This window comes from Clostridioides sp. ES-S-0049-02, from assembly GCF_020658465.1.
GTDB lineage: Bacteria > Bacillota > Clostridia > Peptostreptococcales > Peptostreptococcaceae > Clostridioides.
Genome location: NZ_JACVWG010000006.1, coordinates 1 through 17067 on the forward strand (window position 1 = coordinate 1; position 17067 = coordinate 17067).

A 17067-nucleotide genomic window follows, 5' to 3' on the forward strand; every position below is an offset into this window, starting at 1 on the left:
CCCAGTATATATTTTTTACAATTTATTAGAATAAAATTCATATATTGGGAAATATTAATAGTAAATAAATAATTGTTGCTATAAAGTAGAAATTATCTTTAAAAGCACAAATTAATTTACAGTCTCACTTTATTTAATATTTATAAAAAATGTTTTAAAATATTTATCTTATTATTTAATCATAATTTTCAACTTCTTTATCAAGTTCTTTTCCACAAGAATCACATTTATATATAGCATTATATCCGTAATCATATTCATCAACTATTTTCTTTTGTCTAAATACACCACCACAATCACATAAAAAACCGTTTTTTATAAGAGTAACAATAAATTGTGATTTTATAAATTTTATATCATTACATTTATCATTAGTGTAAAAATTATAAATATAAGAGTTGTCACATTCATCTCTCAATTCAAATTTTTCAATATATTTGTTGTTTTTTAACTCCTCAAATTCTTCTTTAGTTAAGTATGACTTTTGTTGCAATTCGTGTAAGCGCTTAATTTGGTCCATAATTTATATCCTCCTAATAATTTTAGTATTTTAAGCTTAGATAAGGACTCTAAGTTTTATTAAATTTATCTCAAGGAATTATTTAAATTATATTTAGTTTTATTTAATTACAACATAAATAAATTAGCTATAAATAAAAACTAATTTTAAAAATAATTTCCTATGAAAATCTAAATTACTAACCCCTTACTAACCCGAAAAACTAAAAAAGAAAATAAAAAATATATCCAATCTAAATGATATATAAATAAAGATGATATATAAATAAAGGTATTTTATATAAATTTAACTTTAAATATCTCAACTGTAATATATAAAAATATATTATAGTTAAAATATACCACATATTTTGGGTATTGTATACTGGAATTAAAGCAATTAATTTATTTTTTAACACACAAATGATTTTATAAAAAAAAACAAGACTGAAAAATTCTTATATTATTTGATAAAATAAAAATGATAGTAAATTTATTGAATTTTATAAAATTTATAAGGAGTGAACTTAAAATATGCAAGAGAATAAAAATGATATATTTGAATCAATAGATAATGATGACTTTGACAATAAAACAGAAGATGAGTATTTAGAAATAGTAAAGCAAAATGGATTAAATTTAATATACATAAAAAATCAAACAGAAAAGATATGTCTGGAGGCTGTTAAACAAAATTGTAATGCAATAAAGTGTGTTGATAATCAAACAGAAAAAATATGTATAGAAGCAGTCAAGCAAGATTGGAGAATGTTAGAATTTGTTGAAGATCCAACAGAAGAAATATGTATGTTAGCACTTAGTCAAGATGGAACAGCATTAAAATATATAGAAAATCAGACAGAAGAATTATGTTTAAGAGCTGTTGAAAAAAATGGTACAGCTTTAGCATTTGTAAAAGAGCAAACAGAAGAAATATGTATAGAAGCAGTTAGAAATAGTGAATTTGGATTAGCAAGGGTAAAAAATCAAACAGATAAAATATGTATGGAAGCAGTTAAACAATGTAGTTATAACCTAAAATGGGTGGAAAATCAGACAGAAGAAATATGTATGGAAGCAGTAAGACAAAATGGGCTTGATTTGAAGTTTGTAAAAAATCAGACAGAAACAATATGTCTAAGAGCTGTAAGACAAAACGGTATGGCTTTAGAATTTGTAAAGGAACAGACTGTTGGAATATGCTTGAAAGCAGTTAGACAATATGGAATGGCTCTAAAATTTGTGAAAGAACAAACAGAAGAAATTTGCACAGAGGCTGTTAAACAAGATAAAAGAGCTCTTAGTTTTGTCAAAGGAGATAAAGAAAAATATAAAGTTTTATGCGATGGCAATGAGCCATTTGCAAAAAGATACGTTAGAAATGTAATAGAAAAAGAAAATAGAGCTTTGATTAAAAAAGGAGAAGAAAATGCAAAAATCAAAATTGCAGGAAAACTTCATGATAGAGGCATGTCTTTTGAAGATATATCAGATATAGTTGAGATTGAAATAAATAAGTTAAAGGTGAGTTTGGGGATTTTTTAATATAAAATAGTTAATTAAATAATAATTGGATAGTTCTTTGTAGGATAGTAAAATAAGTGCTATAATTTGACATATAATAAATTATTTTTATTACACATTAAGGAGGGATTGAAATTGAAAATTACAATATTGTATCAAACAAGAAGTGGAAACACAGAAAGGGTAGCTAAGTTAATAGAAGATGGTGCTAAAAAGGTAGACGGAATAGAAGTTAGACTTATGAGATTAGATAGTATTGATACAGAGTATTTAAATGAAAGTAAAGCAGTAATATTTGGAACACCAACATATTTAGCTAATACAACTTGGGAAGTAAAAAAATGGTTTGATGAGGATTCAAAAAAGATAAATCTAGCTGGCAAGTTGGGAGCAGTTTTTGCTACATGTGACTATGTCTGTGGAGGTCCTGATGTAGCAATTCTTACTATAGTAGGGCATTTAATGGTTAAGGGAATGCTTGTGTACTCTGGAGGTGGCTCTTTAGGAAAACCATTTATACATTTAGGACATGTACATTCAATTGAAGGACCAGAAATACAAGACGAAAAAGCTGTAATATTTGGAGAAAGAATTGCTACAAAAGCAAAAGAATTATTTGCTTAATTTCTATATACATAACAATGCTTGAAATAAGTTTAATGTTTTAATGGGGATTTAAGGTAAAAATTGTATACAAATAAAAATTTTCCATAAAATTACTCAATATGCTATCAATATGAATTATAATATGATTGTAAACATATTATATTAAATAAAATAGATAAAATTAAACGATAATAGTGAGGTAAGTTTATGGTATGGCATATAGAATATGAAATTTTTTCTGCAATTATAGTTATTTTTTTGATGGTATACTTTTTTAAAAGTAAATTTATACCTACTTTACAAAATAAAATATATTGTGCACTTTTAATTTGTTCATTTTTATTCATAATTTCAAATGTTTTAGGCTCACTTTGTCTAAATAATATAGACAAACTTCCAATTTTTTTAACTGCTTCATTGAATCAAATATATTTATTTTTATTGCCAATACCAGCGGCTCTTGTATTATTTTATGTCATGGCTATTATTTATCAAGATATTAGATATATGAAAAAAAAGCTTTTATTTTTATCTATACCACTTATAATTTGTATGATTCTATCTATAACTAATCCTTTTACACACATTTTATTTGGACTGTCAAAAGAAACAGGTTATGTACGTGGTTATGGATATGCTGCAACTTTTTTATCATTTTTCTTTTATGCAATATATTCGGCATTTTTATCTTTTAAATACAAAAAAGCAATGCATGAATCTAAAATATGGGCTATTAGAGGTTTTCTCATAGTTTCAATTATAGCAATTATTTTGCAGGCAATTTTTTTACAGTATCTTCTTACAGGAACAGCATGTGCATGTAGTTTGCTCTTGACATATCTCTCCATGCAGAATAGAGGTCTTATCATTGATGACCTTACTGGTGTACTTAATAGACAATCCTTTATTCAAGAACTAGATTTAAATATAAATACTGAACAATCAGGATTTATCATTACAATTGCTCTTGATGATTTCAAATTTATGAATGAAACCTTTGGAACTAAAAATGGAGATATTGCATTAAAAGAGGTTGGTAAATATTTGATTCATATTCATGATGTAAATCATGTGTATAGAATAGGAGGAGATATATTTTCTATTGTTGTTAATAGCCAGTTAGGTATATCTCAAGAGAAAATTACTAAACAGATAGAAGAAAGATTTAAAAAAGCATGGCTAATAGAAGAGATAAGTTTTAACTTATCAACTAGTATTGCAGTTGTTTCTTTTCCAGAAAATGCTGAAACGACAGAAGATGTTATAGTTGCAATTGATTTCTCTATACATGAAGCAAAACGCTCTGAATCAAGACAAGTTATTTATGCAGATGCATCTATAAGTGAAAAGATAAAGAAAAAACATATAATAAAAAATTGTTTGAAAGAAGCTCTAGAAAATGATGGCTTTGATGTATATTATCAGCCTATATTTTCTACTAGTAAAGATAGATTTGCTTTAGCAGAGGCTTTGATTAGGCTAGAACATAAAGAGTTAGGGTTTATACCACCAGATGAATTTATACCAATTGCAGAGCAGACAGGTCTTATTAATTCAATTGGGTTAGTGGTTTTTGAGAAGGTATGTAAATTTATAGCTAGTGATGATTTTGAAGATTTAAAGTTAGATACCATAGCTGTCAATCTTTCTGTAGTACAATGCATGCAAAAGAATTTGGCTGATGATTTGTTTGATATTATGAAAAAATACAAAGTGTCACCAAATAAATTTAAACTTGAAATTACAGAAACTGTGGCATCAGGTTCATTTAATATAATTAGAGAGACAATGGAAAAATTAATTACTTTAGGGGTTAAATTTGCACTTGACGATTTTGGGATAGGTTATTCTGGAGTTACTAATATGCTTTCCTTACCATTTTCAGTAATTAAGTTAGATAAGAGTCTGATTTGGTCTATGAATGAAGATAGTAAGCATAAACTCACAGTTGAAACTATTATATCTCTTATAAATAAATTAAATATGAAAGCTGTAGCAGAAGGTGTTGAAACCATTGAATACGCTAAAGATTTAAAGTCTATGAATTGTGAATATTTACAAGGGTATTATTTTTCTAAACCTGTTCCAGAGGAAATTTTAAGGGATTTGTTGAGAGAAAATGCTTTTACAGTTTAATACCCTTTATTTTTTTAATTACAATTTTGTTCATTGACACTATTAGCTAAATATTATAAAATTAACACAATAATAAATATTAAAATTATTATATATATTATTAATATTTATTATTAATTCCTAGAGTAAAGATTTATTATATATTTTTATAGCTTAAAATATATATTTTACTTAATTATTCTAACGTAAGAAAGGAAGATGTGACATGAATAAAAAGAAAATATTAGTACCAATTGATGGAACAGAAAGAAGTATGCATTCTTTGGAATTTATACAAGGAATATTCAAAAAAGATGAAGTCGAAGTGGAAATAATGAATGTAAAAGAACTAGTATTTATTGATGGCATATCCCTAGCTGAAGAGATAAAGAATTCTGAGAACTTAGGAAGACGAATCCTGGACAGAGCAGCAGAGATAATGGGAGAGTATGATGTTAAAGTTCATTTTACTTTTGGTTATCCAGGAGATGAAATAATTAGAAAAGCAAAAGAAGATAATGTAGATATTATAGTTATGACAAAATCTACTAAAAAAGGTCTAACAAGAATGATAGGTTCAGTAACAGCAAGTGTAGTTAAACAAGCAAAGTGTATAGTAATGATTGTACCGGAGTAGAATTAGTGAGGTATCTGAAATATGAATAAAAAAATAGCAGCAGTTTGTGAAAGTGAAAAAAGTTCAAATTCTCTTAAAGAAGCTGCAAATATTTTAGGGTTTGACTTAGTTTATGAAATTCAAAACGATGGAAGTATAAAAAATGAACTTTCTATGTATGATATAGAAGATGCATCTATAGTGTTATTTGTTACAAGTGATTCTATAGAGGGTATAGAAAAGATTGATAGATTTATAGATAGGGAGTTTTATGAGGTCGAACCAAAATATATAATAAGTGATGCAAAATCTATAGTAAATGAAATTTTAATAGATTTAAATTAATCTTAAAAATATAGGAAAAGCTTCAAGTAAATAGTATTTACTTGAAGCTTTTTTAATATTGAGGATTAAATTATATTTGTTATTAGACAATATTTAGATGAAACACTCATTTACTGAAGTTAGAATTCCTATTGAAAAGGACAATCCTGCAATACTTAGGGATGAATATATGTTGAAGAAAAGATGGTTTCTGCTTTAAGAAAATTAGGGGCAGATTATGTATTTGATACTACATTTTCAGCTGATTTAACCATTATGGAAGAAGCATCTGAATTAATAGAGCTTATAACAAAGAATGATAAATCACTAAATTTACAAGTTGCTGTCCAGTTTGGGTTAAGTTTGTAGAAACATTTTATCCAGAACTGATACCAAATTTATATACAGAATATAATTCTAAAAATTATATGTTAAATAATATATTAGAAAATGAGAATATTTAAATAAAAAAAATAATATTATATATAGTTGACAAAATGTGGAAATTAATATACTATATAAATATAGAAATAGTAATCATTACTATTATTAAAAAGGGAGGAATTAATTATGAACTTAAAAGGAACTAAAACAGAAAAGAATTTAATGGCAGGATTTGCAGGGGAATCAGAAGCAAGAAATAAATATACATACTATGCATCAAAAGCTAAAAAAGAAGGTTACAATCAAATAGCTGCTATATTTGAGGAAACTGCTAACAATGAAAAAGAACATGCAAAACTATGGTTTAAACTTTTACATGATGGAATGCCTTCAACAGAAGAAAATTTAAAAGATGCAGCAGCAGGTGAAAATTATGAGTGGACTGACATGTATGCAACATTTGCTAAAGAAGCTAGAGAAGAAGGATTTGACAAAATAGCTTATTTATTTGAAGCTGTTGGAAGAATAGAAAAAGAACATGAAGAAAGATACTTAAAACTTTTAGAAAACCTAAATGAAGGAAAAATATTTAAAAGAGAAGAAGAAGTTGTTTGGCAATGTCAAAACTGTGGTCATGTGTATGTAGGTACTGAAGCACCAGAAAAATGCCCTGTATGTGACCATCCAAAAGCTTATTTCAATATAAAAGCTGAAAACTATTAAAAATTATTATAATTAAAAAGGAATGTTAACTATGAAATTTTCTAAACAAAGAGAACTAATTTTAAATGAAATATTAAATAATCCAGTTCATCCTACTGCTGATTGTTTGTATGAAAGTCTAAAAAAAGATAATCCGAGTTTAAGCTTAGGGACTGTGTATAGAAATTTAGCTCAGCTAACAGAACATGGTTTTATAAAAAAAGTTAGTATTCCAGGAAATCCAGATAGATTTGATGGTAGAATAGAAAATCACTATCATATTATATGTGAAGTATGTGGAGAGGTGTACGATTTAGAATCTGAAATTCTTAGCAATTTAAAAGAATCAATATCAGAAGAAACAGACATAAAAATAACATCTTATAACATAAGTTTTAAAGGGATTTGTAATAATTGTAGAAAGTGTAGTCAAGTAGGTTAACTTTTCAAATTCTAAAAATAATTAATGAGGTGAGTTTATGTGTAGTGAAAAAAGATTTTTTATATGTGAGACTTGTGGTAATCTTATAGGGATGATACACAGTGCAGGTGTTCCTGTTTTCTGTTGTGGAAAGCCTATGAAAGAGCTTGTTCCTAATACAACAGATGCAGCAGTTGAAAAACATGTGCCTGTGATTGAAGTAGATGGAAATAATGTTACTGTTAAAGTGAGTAGTGTTGCTCATCCAATGACTAAAGAACATCATATAGCATGGGTGTATCTTATGACTGAACAAGGTGGTCAACGTAAATGTCTAGCAGTAGATGGAGAACCTGTAGTTAAATTTGCTTTGAATGATGACGATAAAGTAATATCTGCATATGCTTATTGTAATTTACATGGATTATGGAAAGCTGAATTGTAATATTTAAATAAACTGAATTAAAAAGGAGGCTAAAAAATAGAAATTTATTTCTATAAAAATAGCCTCCTATAAATTTATATAATCTCAAATCTTAATTTATTTTGAGATTAATAGCGTATAAGGAGAAAATAATATGTCAATTTATAAATGTAGTGTTTGTGGATATATTTATGATGAATCTAAAAATGATAAAACATGGGATGAGTTAAGTGAAGACTGGACATGTCCTGTATGTACAAAGGGTCGTAGTTATTTTGGAAAAATAAGTACAGTGTATTTTGAAGGTGAAGAAAAGAAAGAAAATAAAATAGAAGCATCTGTTCAAGAAAAATCTGATGTGAGTAGTGAAAAAACAGGCGATTTAAATTATTTAAATACATATTTAAGAAGAGATGATGAAGTTGAACAACATATGGATATAATTCATGAAATGGCTGTTACAGGAAAGTCTATAATAGAGCCTATGAAAACTAAACTACCAGTAATTTCTTGGGATGATATTTTAATTATGGGAGCTCAATTAAATCCATTACCGCTAAATGAACATGATGAAGTAAATACAACAACGATAATAGGAAAAAAAGCAAAAAAGCCTATGGTAATAGAAAATCCAGTTTATATTTCTCACATGTCATTTGGTGCTTTGTCTAAAGAGTTAAAAATAGCTTTAGCAAAAGGTGCAGCTAAAAATAAAACAGCTATGTGTAGTGGTGAAGGTGGTATATTACCAGAAGAAAAGGAAGCTTCATATAAGTATATTTTTGAATATGTACCAAATAAATATAGTGTAACTGAAGAAAATCTTAAAAATTCTGATGCTATAGAGATAAAAATTGGTCAGGGAACAAAGCCTGGAATGGGAGGTCATCTTCCTGGTGAAAAAGTAACTGAAGAAATTGCAAAAGTTAGAAATAAACCTGTGGGGCAAGATGTTATAAGTCCATCTTGTTTTGAAGAAATACAATCAAAAGAAGACTTAAAGAAACTTGTAGATGAACTTAGAGAAGTTTCAGAAGGACGTCCAATTGGTATTAAAATTTCAGCAGGGCACATTGAGAGAGATATGGAATTTATAGCTTATGCTAAACCTGATTTTATGACTATTGATGGACGTGGTGGAGCTACTGGAGCAAGTCCAAAGTTACTTAAGGATGCAACTTCAGTTCCAACAATATTTGCTCTTTATCGTGCTAGAAAATACATAGATACACATGGATTAGATATAGATTTAGTTATAACAGGTGGGCTTCGTATATCTACTGACTTTGCTAAGGCTATAGCTATGGGAGCTGATGCAATTGCTATTGCTAGTTCTGCACTTATGGCAGCAGCGTGTCAACAATATCGTATATGTGGTTCTGGTAAGTGTCCTGTAGGAGTAGCTACTCAAGATGAGGAGTTAAGAAAAAGATTACATATAGAAAATAGTGCAAATAGAGTGGCAAATTTCTTAAATGTTAGTCTAGAAGAACTTAAGACTTTTGCTAGAATTTCTGGTCATAAAGATATACATGATTTGAGCGTTGATGATTTATATACAGTTAACTCTGAAATATCAAATTATACGAATATACAACATGTATAAATTTTATAAAGAAAACTATTTAAAAATATGAGTTTATAAAAGAAAATAGATTTTATAAAAAGAGAATTTTATATTATAGAATTCTCTTTTTTAATGTGAAAATTGGAGAGATTAAATTGTAAAATACCTTGTAATATCGTACTATTAAACTAAACAACAATTTAAGGAGTGATTAGTATGGAAAAAATGCAGATACAAGTTCTCGTTGATAATAATACATATATTGATAGATACTTTGTTGGAGAACCAGCAGTTAGTTACTATATTGAAATTGATGGAAATAGAATTTTATTTGATGCAGGATATTCAGAAATATTTATATCAAATGCTGAAAAAATGGATATAGATTTAGGTGACTTGACTCATATTATTTTTTCTCATGGACATAATGACCATACAAGGGGTATTCAATTTTTAGAAAATAAATATGATTTATCTAAAGTTAAACTTATAGCACACCCTAATTGTTTTGAACCTAAAAAATGTGGGGAGGATAATATAGGAGCACCATTTTCTATTGAGAAAGTTAGAAATACTTTTATGTATGAACCAACTAACAAACCTTTTAAGATAAGTGAAAATTGTATATTCTTAGGAGAGATTCCATCTGTAAATAATTTTGAAAAAAGAGCTAAAATAGGAAAATATAAATCAGAAGATTTATGGGAGGATGATTATGTTTTAGATGATTCAGCTATAGCATGTAAGACCGATAAAGGTGTTTTTATTGTTACAGGATGTTCTCATAGTGGAATTTGTAATATAGTGGAGTATGCCAAAAAATTATGTGGTGATGATAGAATTGCTGGAATCTTGGGTGGTTTTCATCTTTTTGAATTGGATGATAGACTAGATAGTACTATTCAATATTTAAAAAAAGAAGAAATAAAAATGTTGTATCCTTGTCACTGTGTTTCTTTTAAGGTAAAAGCCAAGATGAATGAAATGTTAAATGTAAATGAAGTTGGAGTAGGATTAACCATAAATATATAGTATATTAATAATGAGTTTGGAAAAATAAATTTTATTTAAAAAAATTAAGGGAATTAACAACAACTACAGGTGTATAAATTAAAAGCAAAAAGATACTTTCTAAAAGAAAGTATCTTTTTTATATTATGTATTTATTTTAAGATAAATAGAAATGTATAGTATTAATTTGTTGAAAGAAGAGTTATTTTTAATTATTTAGTATTTTCATTAGTAGATAATTATATCATGTATTAATAATAATGATATAAGAGAAATCAATTAAATTAGTTTATCTAAATACAATATTATTTTAAATATAAATTTATTTATATATATAAATCTTAATGATTTCAATAAGAACGCAAATACAGTAATAAATAATTATGACCATTATAGGTATGTTAAGTATTTTCTAATTGTAGAAATTGATTTGTAAAAAATTTAACACTATAAAAACGATTTCATATAAAATAACAGGATATAAAAATATTATTAATTCATAATAATAAAATAAATATATAAAATTTACCTAATTAGAAATAAAAAAACTAAAATTGTAAATTTTTAGAAAAATTATGGTTGAATTAACTTGACAAAAATGTTATTCTTTTGTCAAATGTATGTTAAATTATAAATTTTTACTATTATTTCTAGAGAGGATGATTTTATGCAAAAAAATGTAAAAAAAGCAAAAGCAACAGGCTCTATTCTAGCTATATTTGGAGTTGCAAGTGTTCTTTTTAGTTCGCATGCAGGTGGAGGGTTTGCTACAGGTAATCAAGAAACACAGTATTATGTGCAATATGGATGGATTGCACCACTCATGGCAATTTTAGCAATGATTATACTTACTGCCACTATGAGAGAAGTTATTATAATGTATAATAATAATAATTGTAAGAATTATAAGGACTTATTTTGTGAACTTTGGAATCCATATCCAAAGCTTGAAATAATATGGGAGATATATTATTATTTAATGGTTTTAATAGCTGTAAGTGCTGTTATAGCAGGTGCAGCAGCAGTTTTCCAAAGTATAGGAATTAATTATTTTATAGCTGTCTTTATTATCGGAATTGTACTTCTTGTTTTTACTATATTTGGAGCTATGCTTGTATCTAAAGCAGCAACAGCAATGACAATAGCTATATTAGTATGTACTCTTACTATTTTCATAGTGGGTATAAAAGCTAAGGTACCAGAAATATCTGAAATATTTTCAAACAAAACGAGCTTCACACCTGGATACTTTAAGCCAATACTTAATACTCTTATTTATGCAGGATTCCAATCAGTTGTTATACCTACACTTGCAAGCTGTTCAAGACCACTTCTTAAAAATTCCAAAGAAGCTACTAAAGCAATGCTAGTTTCATTTGTTATGAATGCAGTTGCGTTGGGGCTTGCTGTAACTATGTTAATGGGATGGTATAGAGAATTTACTGCTGCTGGGCAAACAACTCTTCCTACTCTTTATGTTGCAGGTCAATCTGGAAATAACACTATATACATAATTTATAATGTAGCACTATTCCTTTGCTTGATGTCTACAGGAGTAACTACAATATTTGGTCTTGTAAATAGATTTGAAGACCATAAAGCACTTTCTTTCCTTTCTTCAAAAATGAAAAGAAGAGTATTTACAGCATGTGCAATAATGATAGTATCAATGCTTATATCTTTGACAGGGTTAAGTAACATAGTTAAGTATGGATATGGGTATTGTGGCTATCTTGGTCTATTCACTATAGTTATACCTTTTCTAACATTAGGTCAATATAAGAATAAGAAATTTGCAAAAGAACATCCAGAGGCTAAGTGGCCAGCTGATTTAGATGAGAATGTTGAGAATTTATAGTATAAATTAGTAGTTTAAGTATAAAAAGATGGTCTAGAAAAGATTCATTAATGATGATTTAAGTGAAAAATTAATATAATATTAATAGCAGAAAAAATTTAAAATGATGTTAACAATATTATTAAAATGAAATGATATGAAAATAAAGTAAAATATAAAAATGTATGTGAATTTATCTAGGATAAGTACGCATACATTTTTATTTATGACTTTATTCAATTTTTATTTATACTGTCTTTATTTATACAATAAATATTGAAAATATGTTTTATTATTTGATAGTTGCCTTATATTATAATTCTATAATTCTTCTATTAATTTTAGATTCTATAGCTGTTTCAATTTCACTTAACATTCTCTCATTTTTAGGGTCAATAAAAGCACAAGTATAACCCTGTTCTCCAGCTCTACCAGTTCTACCAATACGATGAATATAGTCTTCAGGCGTTTCTGGTAAATCGTAATTATATATGTGACTTACTCCAGATATATCAAGACCTCGAGAAGCTACATCTGTGGCTATTAAATATTGTATTTCTAAATTTCTAAATGATTTCATTATTCTTTCTCGCTTTGATTGTGCAATATCACTATGCAACTTTTGACAATTATATCCTCGTATAGCAAGAGCCTCTTCAAGGTTGTCAACTCTTCTTTTAGTTCTACAGAATATTATAGCCATAAAAGGATTGTCTTCATTTAAAACACTGCATAAAGCATCTAATTTCTTTCTATCTGTAGTTTCTACTACTTCCTGCTTTATATTAGTAAGAGTAATTTCTTCTTTTTCAATAGAAACAACAACAGGATTTTTTGTATATCTATAAGCTAATTTTTTAACTTGAGAATCCATAGTTGCAGAAAAGCATAATGTCTGTTTTTTATTTGAAGTTTCTTTTAAAATAGCTTCAACTTCATTTTTAAATCCCATAAGCAACATTTGGTCTGCTTCATCTAAAACAAAAGTTTTTAATTTGCTAAGGTCAATTGTTTTTCTATTTAAGTGGTCTAGAAGTCTACCTGGTGTAGCTATAATCATATGAATATTTCCTTTTAGTTTTTTTATCTGAGAACCAATGTCTTTTCCACCATAAGCTGCTAGAATATTTATATCCTTAGATTCTTTAAGTTTTATAGCTTCTTCTGTTATTTGAATAGCAAGTTCTCTAGTTGGAGACAGTACAAGTACTTGTATATCATCTACATCTAATGATATATTCTCAAATATCGGAAGCAGGAAAGCCAGTGTTTTACCTGTCCCAGTTTGCGCTTCGGCTATGACATCTTTTCCTGATTTTATTAAGGGGATACTTTCTTTTTGTATAGGTGTAGGTGTTGTTATTCCTGATGTTTTTATAATATTTATAGTATTTTCGCTAATTCCTAAGCTCTTAAAATCCATTATTATCTTACCTTTCATGAAAAATTTTCTATTTTATTAATCAATTAATAATATCATATTTGTAAGTATTTTTAGTAATTTTTTCGATTATTATTTATATAGTTTAAAAATATAGTGTATAACTCTTAAAATATAGTGTAGATTAAATTAGATTTTAGCTAGAATTTTAGAGGTTTATTTTAAAAGGTTTTTTGAAAATAAATCTATTTATAAATTAAATTAAAATGCAAGAAAAACATAATAACTTTCATTTTTAAGAAGTTTTCACAAAAAGGAAAAAATATAGTGCAATAATTAATATAAAGTAATATAATAGATTACAAGATATGAAAAGCTAAAAAAATAAATTGCAAATGAAATTAAAATGAATAAAAAATAAAAAAATAATCAAAAGTTAGAGACATCACTGAAAGATAAGACCTAATATTATTAAAACTAAATGTATACTAAGGGGGGCATTAATATGTGCATTATATCAAAAGATAGAGCAAAGGAAATCAAAATAGTAGATACTACTTTAAGAGATGGGGAACAAACAGCTGGGGTTGTATTTGCGAATAGAGAAAAAATAATGATTGCTGAAATGTTAAGTGATTTAGGTGTTGACCAAATTGAAGTTGGTATACCTACTATGGGTGGAGACGAAAAAAATGTAATAAAGCACATATGTAATAGAAATTTAAAAGCAGATATAATGGCTTGGAATAGAGCAGTGATAAAAGATGTTGAAGAATCTATTTCTTGTGGTGTTGATGCAGTAGCCATATCAATATCAGTATCTGATATTCATATAGAAAATAAACTTAGAACTTCTAGAGGTTGGGTTTTAGAGAATATGGCTAAGACAGTTGAATTTGCAAAGAAAAACGGATTATATGTTTCAGTAAATGGAGAAGATGCTTCAAGAGCGGATATCGACTTCTTAACTGAGTTTATAAATGTTGGAAAGCAAGCAGGAGCAGATAGATTTAGATATTGTGATACAGTAGGAGTTATGAATCCTTTTTCTATAAAAAATGCAATAGAAACTCTTTACGAAAGAACTAATTTTGACATAGAAATGCATACACATAATGATTTTGGTATGGCAACTGCAAATGCACTTGCAGGATTAGCAGCAGGAGCAAATTATGTTGGAGTTACAGTTAATGGCTTAGGCGAAAGAGCTGGAAATGCAGCATTAGAAGAAGTTTTAATGGCACTTAAATGCATCTATAAATGTGATTTAAATAACGTAGATACTAGAAAATTTAGAGGAATATGTGAATATGTGTCACAAGCATCAGGAAGAATACTTCCTACATGGAAACCAGTAGTTGGAGATAATATGTTTATACATGAATCTGGTATACATGCTGATGGAGCATTAAAAGACCCACATAACTATGAACCATTTGACCCAAGTGAAGTAAATCTTGAAAGAAAAATAGTAATAGGAAAGCATTCAGGAAGAGCAGCAGTAATAAATAAATTGAGTGAATATGAAATGTATATTTCTCCAGAAAACGCTACCAAATTATTAAATGCAATAAGAGCTACATCTATAAGATTGAAAAGAAGTTTGATGGATAAAGAGATTCTTCAATTATATTGTGATATACTAGCACATGAAAAAGGTACAACAGAAGAAGAAGCAGTTAGAGGTTCATATATTTAAGATATAATTGTTTAGGAGGAAAGTATGGGAGATAATATAGTTTATAAAATAATCAAAAAACATATAGTGGATGGAGAGGCTGTTGCTGGCAATTCAATTGGGATAAAAATAGACCAGACTTTAACACAAGATTCCACTGGAACAATGACATATCTTCAATTAGAAGCTATGGGCATAGATAAAGTAAAAACAAAAAGAAGTGTTGCATTTGTAGACCATAATATGTTACAACAAGGATTTGAAAATGCAGATGACCATAAATATATACAAACAGTAGCTGACAAATACGGTGTTTATTTTTCTAAACCAGGAAATGGTATCTGCCATCAAGTATTTTTAGAAAGATTTTCAACACCAGGAGATACACTTTTGGGTTCTGATAGTCACACGCCTACTGCTGGTGGTGTTGGCATGATGGCTATTGGTGCTGGGGGATTGGATGTTGCTCTAGCTATGGCAGGAGGAGCATACTATATAAAAGCACCAATCGTCTGTAAGGTAAACTTAGTTGGAAAATTAAATAATATGGTATCTTCAAAAGATATAATATTAGAAGTGTTGAGAAAACAAACTGTAAAAGGTGGCGTAGGTAAAGTCTACGAATATGGAGGAGAAGGAGTTAAAAATCTATCTGTTCCACAAAGAGCCACAATAACAAACATGGGAGCTGAACTTGGAGCAACTACTTCAATATTCCCAAGTGATGAAAAAACACTAGAGTTTTTTAAGAGTCAAGGAAGAGAAGATGCATGGATGGAACTAAAACCTGATTCAGATGCAGTTTATGATGAAGAGATTACTATAAACTTAGATGAATTAAAACCATTAGCTGCAAAGCCTCATAGTCCAGATAATGTAGATGAAGTTGAAAATATAGGAAAGATAAAAATAGACCAAGTTGCGATAGGAAGCTGTACAAATTCTTCCTATGAAGACTTAATGAAAGTAGCTCAAATCTTAAAAGGAAACAAAGTTCATAAGAATGTAAGTTTGGTAATAGCACCAGGCTCAAGACAGGTTATGGAAATGATAGCTAGAAATGGAGCTTTAGGAGATATAATAAGTGCTGGAGCTAGAATATTAGAAAACTCTTGTGGGCCATGTATAGGTATGGGGCAATCTCCAGGAACTGATTCTGTATCCTTAAGAACTTTCAATAGAAACTTCTATGGAAGAAGTGGAACTCTATCAGCACAAGTATATTTAGTGAGCCCAGAAGTAGCAGCAGTAAGTGCTATAAAAGGAGAACTTACAGACCCAAGAGAATTTGATGTTAAATTTGAAAACTTAGATGTAAGTGAATTTTTAATAGATGATAGTATGATAATAAAGCCTTCTGATGTAGGAAGTGATGTAGAAGTAGTTAGAGGTCCTAATATAAAACCTTTCCCTCTTAACACAGAACTAAGTGAGTCTATAAGTGGAAATGTAATATTAAAGACAGAAGATAATATAACTACTGACCATATAATGCCATCAAATGCCAAGTTACTTCCTTTTAGAAGTAACATACCATATCTTGCAAACTATTGTTTTAATACTGTGGATACAGAGTTTCCTCAAAGAGCAAAAGATAATAATGGTGGATTTATAATTGGTGGAGACAACTATGGACAAGGTTCAAGCAGAGAACACGCTGCTTTAGCACCATTATATCTTGGTGTTAAAGGAGTAATAGTAAAAAGTTTTGCAAGAATACACAAAGCCAATTTAATAAACAGTGGAATAATTCCAATGGAGTTTTGTGATGAAAAAGATTATGAAAATTTATCTCTTTTAGATAATCTGGAAATACCAAATATTTTAGATAATTTAGATAGCGGTGTTTTAGAGGTTAAGAATATAAGTAAAGGAACTTCTTTCAAAGTTAAAGTAGAATTATCAGCAAAAGAAGTTGATGTATTAAAAGCAGGTGGAAAATTAAATTACACTAAGAATCAAGCTAATTAATATGAAAA

The 17067-nt window shown here is 28.1% G+C and carries 17 protein-coding genes; 15 read left to right on the forward strand and 2 right to left on the reverse strand.

Annotated elements, in window-relative coordinates:
• Nucleotides 1-175: 175 nt before the first annotated feature.
• Nucleotides 176-520, reverse strand: a complete 345-nt coding sequence (locus IC213_RS13445) for a hypothetical protein (RefSeq protein WP_227863165.1) — start codon at nt 518-520, stop codon at nt 176-178.
• A gap of 512 nt (nt 521-1032) precedes the next feature.
• On the opposite strand from IC213_RS13445, the gene IC213_RS13450 reads away from it, so the two are divergent.
• The 13 genes from IC213_RS13450 to IC213_RS13505 all read left to right on the forward strand — a co-directional run bounded on the left by IC213_RS13450 (nt 1033) and on the right by IC213_RS13505 (nt 12050).
• On the forward strand, nt 1033-2043 hold the full coding sequence (locus tag IC213_RS13450; RefSeq protein WP_227433369.1) for a DUF4116 domain-containing protein: 1011 nt from the start codon (nt 1033-1035) through the stop codon (nt 2041-2043).
• Nucleotides 2044-2157: 114 nt separating this feature from the next.
• The gene (locus IC213_RS13455) at nt 2158-2646 is read left to right on the forward strand and encodes a flavodoxin family protein (protein WP_227433368.1); all 489 of its coding nucleotides are present in this window, start codon (nt 2158-2160) and stop codon (nt 2644-2646) included.
• Nucleotides 2647-2835: 189 nt separating this feature from the next.
• Complete coding sequence (locus IC213_RS13460; protein ID WP_227863166.1) at nt 2836-4764, forward strand: EAL domain-containing protein; 1929 nt, start codon at nt 2836-2838, stop codon at nt 4762-4764.
• A gap of 205 nt (nt 4765-4969) precedes the next feature.
• Entirely contained in the window at nt 4970-5380 is a 411-nt protein-coding gene (locus tag IC213_RS13465; RefSeq protein ID WP_227433366.1) for a universal stress protein, read from the forward strand.
• Between the two features lie 21 nt (nt 5381-5401).
• A complete protein-coding gene (locus IC213_RS13470) occupies nt 5402-5704 on the forward strand; it encodes a PTS sugar transporter subunit IIBC (RefSeq protein WP_227433365.1) in 303 nt (100 codons plus the stop codon).
• Nucleotides 5705-5887: 183 nt separating this feature from the next.
• Nucleotides 5888-6052 carry a [Fe-Fe] hydrogenase large subunit C-terminal domain-containing protein gene (locus IC213_RS13475; RefSeq protein ID WP_413926625.1) on the forward strand — a complete coding sequence of 55 codons (165 nt, stop codon included), beginning with the start codon at nt 5888-5890 and terminating at the stop codon, nt 6050-6052.
• Nucleotides 6007-6147 carry a [Fe-Fe] hydrogenase large subunit C-terminal domain-containing protein gene (locus tag IC213_RS21350; RefSeq protein WP_413926630.1) on the forward strand — a complete coding sequence of 47 codons (141 nt, stop codon included), beginning with the start codon at nt 6007-6009 and terminating at the stop codon, nt 6145-6147. Before IC213_RS13475 ends, IC213_RS21350 begins: the two co-directional genes overlap by 46 nt.
• Nucleotides 6148-6253: 106 nt before the next feature.
• Entirely contained in the window at nt 6254-6790 is a 537-nt protein-coding gene (rbr, locus tag IC213_RS13480) for a rubrerythrin (protein ID WP_227433364.1), read from the forward strand.
• Nucleotides 6791-6821: 31 nt separating this feature from the next.
• Nucleotides 6822-7211 (forward strand): Fur family transcriptional regulator, encoded by a 390-nt coding sequence (locus IC213_RS13485; RefSeq protein ID WP_227433363.1) that lies wholly within the window; start codon nt 6822-6824, stop codon nt 7209-7211.
• 37 nt (nt 7212-7248) lie between these two features.
• Nucleotides 7249-7635 carry a desulfoferrodoxin family protein gene (locus IC213_RS13490; RefSeq protein ID WP_227433362.1) on the forward strand — a complete coding sequence of 129 codons (387 nt, stop codon included), beginning with the start codon at nt 7249-7251 and terminating at the stop codon, nt 7633-7635.
• A gap of 133 nt (nt 7636-7768) precedes the next feature.
• Nucleotides 7769-9220: a glutamate synthase-related protein gene (locus tag IC213_RS13495; RefSeq protein WP_227433361.1), complete on the forward strand. Its 1452-nt coding sequence runs from the start codon at nt 7769-7771 to the stop codon at nt 9218-9220.
• Nucleotides 9221-9397: 177 nt separating this feature from the next.
• A complete protein-coding gene (locus IC213_RS13500; protein WP_227824745.1) occupies nt 9398-10213 on the forward strand; it encodes an MBL fold metallo-hydrolase in 816 nt (271 codons plus the stop codon).
• A gap of 646 nt (nt 10214-10859) precedes the next feature.
• On the forward strand, nt 10860-12050 hold the full coding sequence (locus tag IC213_RS13505; RefSeq protein WP_227863167.1) for a hypothetical protein: 1191 nt from the start codon (nt 10860-10862) through the stop codon (nt 12048-12050).
• A gap of 292 nt (nt 12051-12342) precedes the next feature.
• Here the strand turns inward: IC213_RS13505 and IC213_RS13510 are convergent, their stop codons facing one another.
• The gene (locus tag IC213_RS13510) at nt 12343-13470 is read right to left on the reverse strand and encodes a DEAD/DEAH box helicase (RefSeq protein WP_227863168.1); all 1128 of its coding nucleotides are present in this window, start codon (nt 13468-13470) and stop codon (nt 12343-12345) included.
• 445 nt (nt 13471-13915) lie between these two features.
• Between IC213_RS13510 and nifV the strand changes: the two genes are divergently transcribed.
• Complete coding sequence (gene nifV, locus IC213_RS13515; protein ID WP_227433357.1) at nt 13916-15109, forward strand: homocitrate synthase; 1194 nt, start codon at nt 13916-13918, stop codon at nt 15107-15109.
• A gap of 24 nt (nt 15110-15133) precedes the next feature.
• A complete protein-coding gene (locus tag IC213_RS13520) occupies nt 15134-17059 on the forward strand; it encodes an aconitate hydratase (RefSeq protein ID WP_227855408.1) in 1926 nt (641 codons plus the stop codon).
• The last annotated feature ends 8 nt before the right edge of the window (nt 17060-17067 follow it).